Source organism: Mesorhizobium sp. M7A.F.Ca.AU.001.01.1.1, assembly GCF_004022735.1.
Lineage (GTDB): Bacteria > Pseudomonadota > Alphaproteobacteria > Rhizobiales > Rhizobiaceae > Mesorhizobium > Mesorhizobium ciceri.
This window is the reverse complement of sequence record NZ_RZPF01000644.1, coordinates 1-3,799: the sequence shown is the minus strand read 5'-3', so window position 1 is coordinate 3,799 and position 3,799 is coordinate 1. Positions and strand designations below refer to the sequence as shown.

The window sequence follows — 3,799 nt, the reverse complement described above, 5'->3', positions numbered from 1 at the left end:
GTCAAATCCGGTTTCGTCAACGCGGCCGCCTGGCAGTTCCCGTCTGCGCAGGGCTTCATGCCGGTGGCGCTGCTCGGGCTCGCCGCTTCGGGTGAGCCGATCGGCTACGACATCCATACGTTCAGCCTCTACGACGCCTCGAGCGTCGAACCGATCCTGAAACTCTACGACACGAAGTGAAAACGGTGCCCGCGGCGTAAGCTGCGGGCGTCTCTTCAAAGCATGGTTCAAGCAGTCATGATGATCGCCGCAGAAGACGAAATGCCTGTCGGGAAACGCAGATCGAGCCTTATGCGCTCGCCGCAATTCTCCTCGCTCGTCATCCTCATTGTCCTGCTCGCGGTGTTCGCCGTTGCCGATGCCAATTTCCTGTCGCCGCTCAACATCTCCAACATGATGGCGTTCCTGCCCGAGCTCGGCATCATCGCGCTCGGCATGACGCTGCTGTTGACGGCGGGCGAGTTCGACCTGTCGGTCGGCGCCGTGTTCGGGCTGGCGCCGGTCATCGTCATGCTCCTGGTGCAGAACGGCGGCGTGGATATAGGTGTCGCCCTTCTGGCCGGGCTTCTGCTGTGCATCGCCATCGGCGCCATCAACGGGCTGATCGTCACCAAGATCGGCATTTCGTCCTTCCTGGTCACGCTGTCGATGCTGCTCGTGGTGCGTGGGGCAGCGCTCTACATCACGCAGGGCTTTCCGCTGAAATCCTGGGACCAGCCGGGTTTTTTCGTGACGCTGCTGGCCGGCAGCTTCAATGTCGGCTCGTTCCGGTTCTACACCTCGCTGTGGTGGTTCATCGGTCTCTCGCTGCTGGCAATCTACGTGCTGCGCTATGCCAAGCTCGGCAACTGGATCAGCGCCATCGGCTCGAACCGCAACGCGGCGGTGGCGCGTGGCGTGCCGGCGGACGCCGTCAAGGTGTGGCTGTTCATCCTGACTTCGGTTCTGGCGGGGCTGGCCGGCATGATCAGCGCCTTCCGCATTTCGGCCGCTTCACCGGTGGCCGGCACCGGCTACGAGCTCGAAGTGATCGCCATGGTGGTGGTCGGCGGCACGGCGCTGACCGGCGGACGCGGCACGATCCTCGGCACCATCGTCGGTGCGCTGATGCTGCGCGCGATCCGCAACGGCATTGTGCTGATCGGCGTGCCGGGCCTCGCCTACAACATCTTCGTCGGCCTGATCATCCTCGCCATGCTCATCCTGCACGCTTTGCTGCAGAAGAACGCCGCAAGGGGCTGACGATGGAAGTTCTCCGGCTGCAGAATCTGCAAAAATCCTTCGGCAGCGTCCGCGCACTGAAGAATGCGTCCTTTGCCCTCAAGGAAGGCGAGGTGGTGGCCCTGCTCGGCGACAACGGCGCCGGCAAATCGACGCTGATCAAGGCGATTTCCGGTGTGTTTCCGATCGACCGTGGCGACATCTATGTGCGCGGTGAAAAGGTTTCGATCCGTTCGACACGCGACGCGATGGACCTCGGCATCGAGACCATCCACCAGGATACGTCTCTTGCGCCGGATCTCAGCATCGCGCGCAATCTTTTCCTTGGGCGCGAGCCGGTCAAGCTGAAATGGCTGGGCGTGTTCGCGCCGCTCGATTTCGCCAAATTGCGAGACGCGGCGTCGGCGCTGTTGAAGCGCGTCGGCATCTCGAAAAAACTCGACGCCGATGCGCTGGTCTCGACGCTATCGGGTGGCGAGCGGCAGTCGATCGCGATTTCTCGCGCCATGCAGTTCGCCGCCAAGGTCATCATCCTCGACGAACCGACCAACAATCTCGGTGTCGAGGAAACCCATGGCGTGCTGCGCTTCGTCAAGGAGGTGCGTGACGCCGGTCATTCCGTGCTCTTGATCACCCACAACATCCATCACGTGTTCCAGGTCGCCGACCGCATCATCGTCATGCGCCGCGGCGAGATCGTCGCCGAGCAGACGGTTGCCGATACCGATCTTCTGACCGTGGAAAGCATCATCACCGGCGCCGATATGTCGGCCCTGCTGAAAGAGACGAGAGCGAAGTGAAGAAGTTGGCCGTCACATGGTAGAACTCTACGGCAAGACGCTTTCGCGCCGGCAGGTGTCGGAACGTTCGGGCATGCTGTCGCAATTTGCCGGCGTGCGGCTGATGACGCTTGGCGACGGCGTGGAACGCGGCATCCGCATGCTGGAGTTCCGCACCGGCACGGGGCTGCGTTTCACGGCGCTGGTCGACCGGGCGCTCGACATCGCCGATTGCGACTTCAAGGGCCAGGCGATCGGCTGGCATTCGCCGAGCGGCTTTCGCAACCCCGGTCTGCACGATTATGAGGGGGAAGGGGGGCTCGCCTGGGCGCGTTCGTTTTCAGGGCTGCTTGTCACCTGCGGCCTCGACCACATATTGGGCCGGGAAGAAGTGCCGGCCGATAGCTACAACTACCCGGGCAGGAAGACCGTGATCCATTCGCTGCATGGCCGCGTCGGCACCATTCCGGCGCGGCTGACCGGTTATGGCGAGACCTGGGACGGCGACCGCTGCGTGCTGTGGGCCGAAGGCACCGTGCAGCAATCGGCAGTGTTCGGCGAGGATCTGCATCTGATCCGGCGTATCGAGGCCGATGTCGGCGGCAACGAGATCCGGCTGTCGGATCGCGTCGTCAACCACGGTTTCAACCGCACGCCGCACATGTATTTTTACCACGTCAATGTCAGCCATCCCTTGCTCGACGAGGGTTCGCGCTATCTGGCGCCGATCCGCGACGTCGTCTGGGCTGGCCATGCCGGCGAGCGCTACCAGGCGCAGAAGGTGGGTTACCGCACGATGCCGGCGCCGCAATCGGGTTTCAGCGAGCAGGTCTGGCAGCACGAGATGGCGGCGGACGCCAATGGCGAGGTGCCGGTGGCAGTGGTCAACGATCAGCTCGGGCTCGGCTTCGAAGTGGTGACGCGCAAGGACCAGCTGCCTTGCGCATATCAATGGCAGAATTTTCAGGCGGGGCAGTATGCGCTGGGCATCGAACCCTCGACGCATCATGTGCTCGGCAATCTCGCGGCGCGCGAGCGGGGCGAGATGATCTGGCTGGAGCATAGTGAAAGCCGTTCTTACGACGCAGTGTTCCGGGTGCTCGACGGCGCCGGCGCGATCGCCGAGGCCGAAGCAAAGATCGCGTCGATCGCCAGGCAGCCGCAACAGGATTATCCTGTACCGTCGGGTAATTTTCCGGGATTGGCGGACAGGGCATGAGGCGAAACGAATGCTCCGGCTGGCGGGCCGGAAATCGGAGGTCGATGTGATGGAGAAAAAGCGCGACTACAGCCTGGTCGGGGAAAGCACGCGCATCGCGATCGAGACCGGGCTGGCCTCGGCCGAGTGGTATCACACCGATGTGCCGCGCAAGGCGATGAAAGAGCTGATGCAGCGCTCGGACGGCCCGGCGATCCGCGACACGATCATCTGGATCGTTGCCATATTGGGTTCCGCCGCCGGGATCGCCTGGTTCTGGGGCACGTGGTGGGTGGTGCCGTTCCTGCTCGTCTATGGCGTGCTCTACGGCTCGTCCAGCGACTCGCGCTGGCACGAGTGCGGCCACGGCACCGCCTTCCGCACACGCTGGATGAACGATGCCGTCTACCAGATCGCCAGCTTCATGCTGATGCGCAATCCGGTGACCTGGCGCTGGAGCCATGCCCGCCACCACACCGACACGATCATCGTCGGCCGCGACGCCGAGATCGCGGTGATGCGTCCGCCGGACCTGCTGCGCGCCGCACTCGCCTTCACCGGTGTTCTCGATTTCCGCTATTCGCTGCCGACGCTGGTGCGC

4 protein-coding genes and 1 pseudogene are annotated in these 3,799 nt (G+C 63.4%); all 5 read left to right on the top strand.

The window, feature by feature from the left end; genetic code table 11:
- A pseudogene (locus EN884_RS28940) lies at nt 1–180 on the top strand (ABC transporter substrate-binding protein); the annotation flags it as partial.
- Between the two features lie 81 nt (nt 181–261).
- Nucleotides 262–1,242 carry an ABC transporter permease gene (locus EN884_RS28935; protein WP_032898639.1) on the top strand — a complete coding sequence of 327 codons (981 nt, stop codon included), beginning with the start codon at nt 262–264 and terminating at the stop codon, nt 1,240–1,242.
- Complete coding sequence (locus EN884_RS28930) at nt 1,239–2,021, top strand: ATP-binding cassette domain-containing protein (RefSeq protein WP_024501560.1); 783 nt, start codon at nt 1,239–1,241, stop codon at nt 2,019–2,021. The genes EN884_RS28935 and EN884_RS28930 overlap by 4 nt, the downstream gene beginning before the upstream one ends.
- A gap of 16 nt (nt 2,022–2,037) precedes the next feature.
- Nucleotides 2,038–3,219 (top strand): aldose 1-epimerase family protein, encoded by a 1,182-nt coding sequence (locus tag EN884_RS28925; RefSeq protein ID WP_063168537.1) that lies wholly within the window; start codon nt 2,038–2,040, stop codon nt 3,217–3,219.
- Nucleotides 3,220–3,229: 10 nt separating this feature from the next.
- The coding region (locus EN884_RS28920) for a fatty acid desaturase (RefSeq protein ID WP_206617664.1) at nt 3,230–3,799 on the top strand (570 nt) is incomplete at its 3' end.

Bases quoted from the DNA above. Each gene is read 5' to 3' on its own strand.
- EN884_RS28935 (WP_032898639.1), top strand. From the start codon at position 262: ATGCCTGTCGGGAAACGCAGATCGAGCCTTATGCGCTCGCCGCAATTC.
- EN884_RS28925 (WP_063168537.1), top strand. From the start codon at position 2,038: ATGGTAGAACTCTACGGCAAGACGCTTTCGCGCCGGCAGGTGTCGGAA.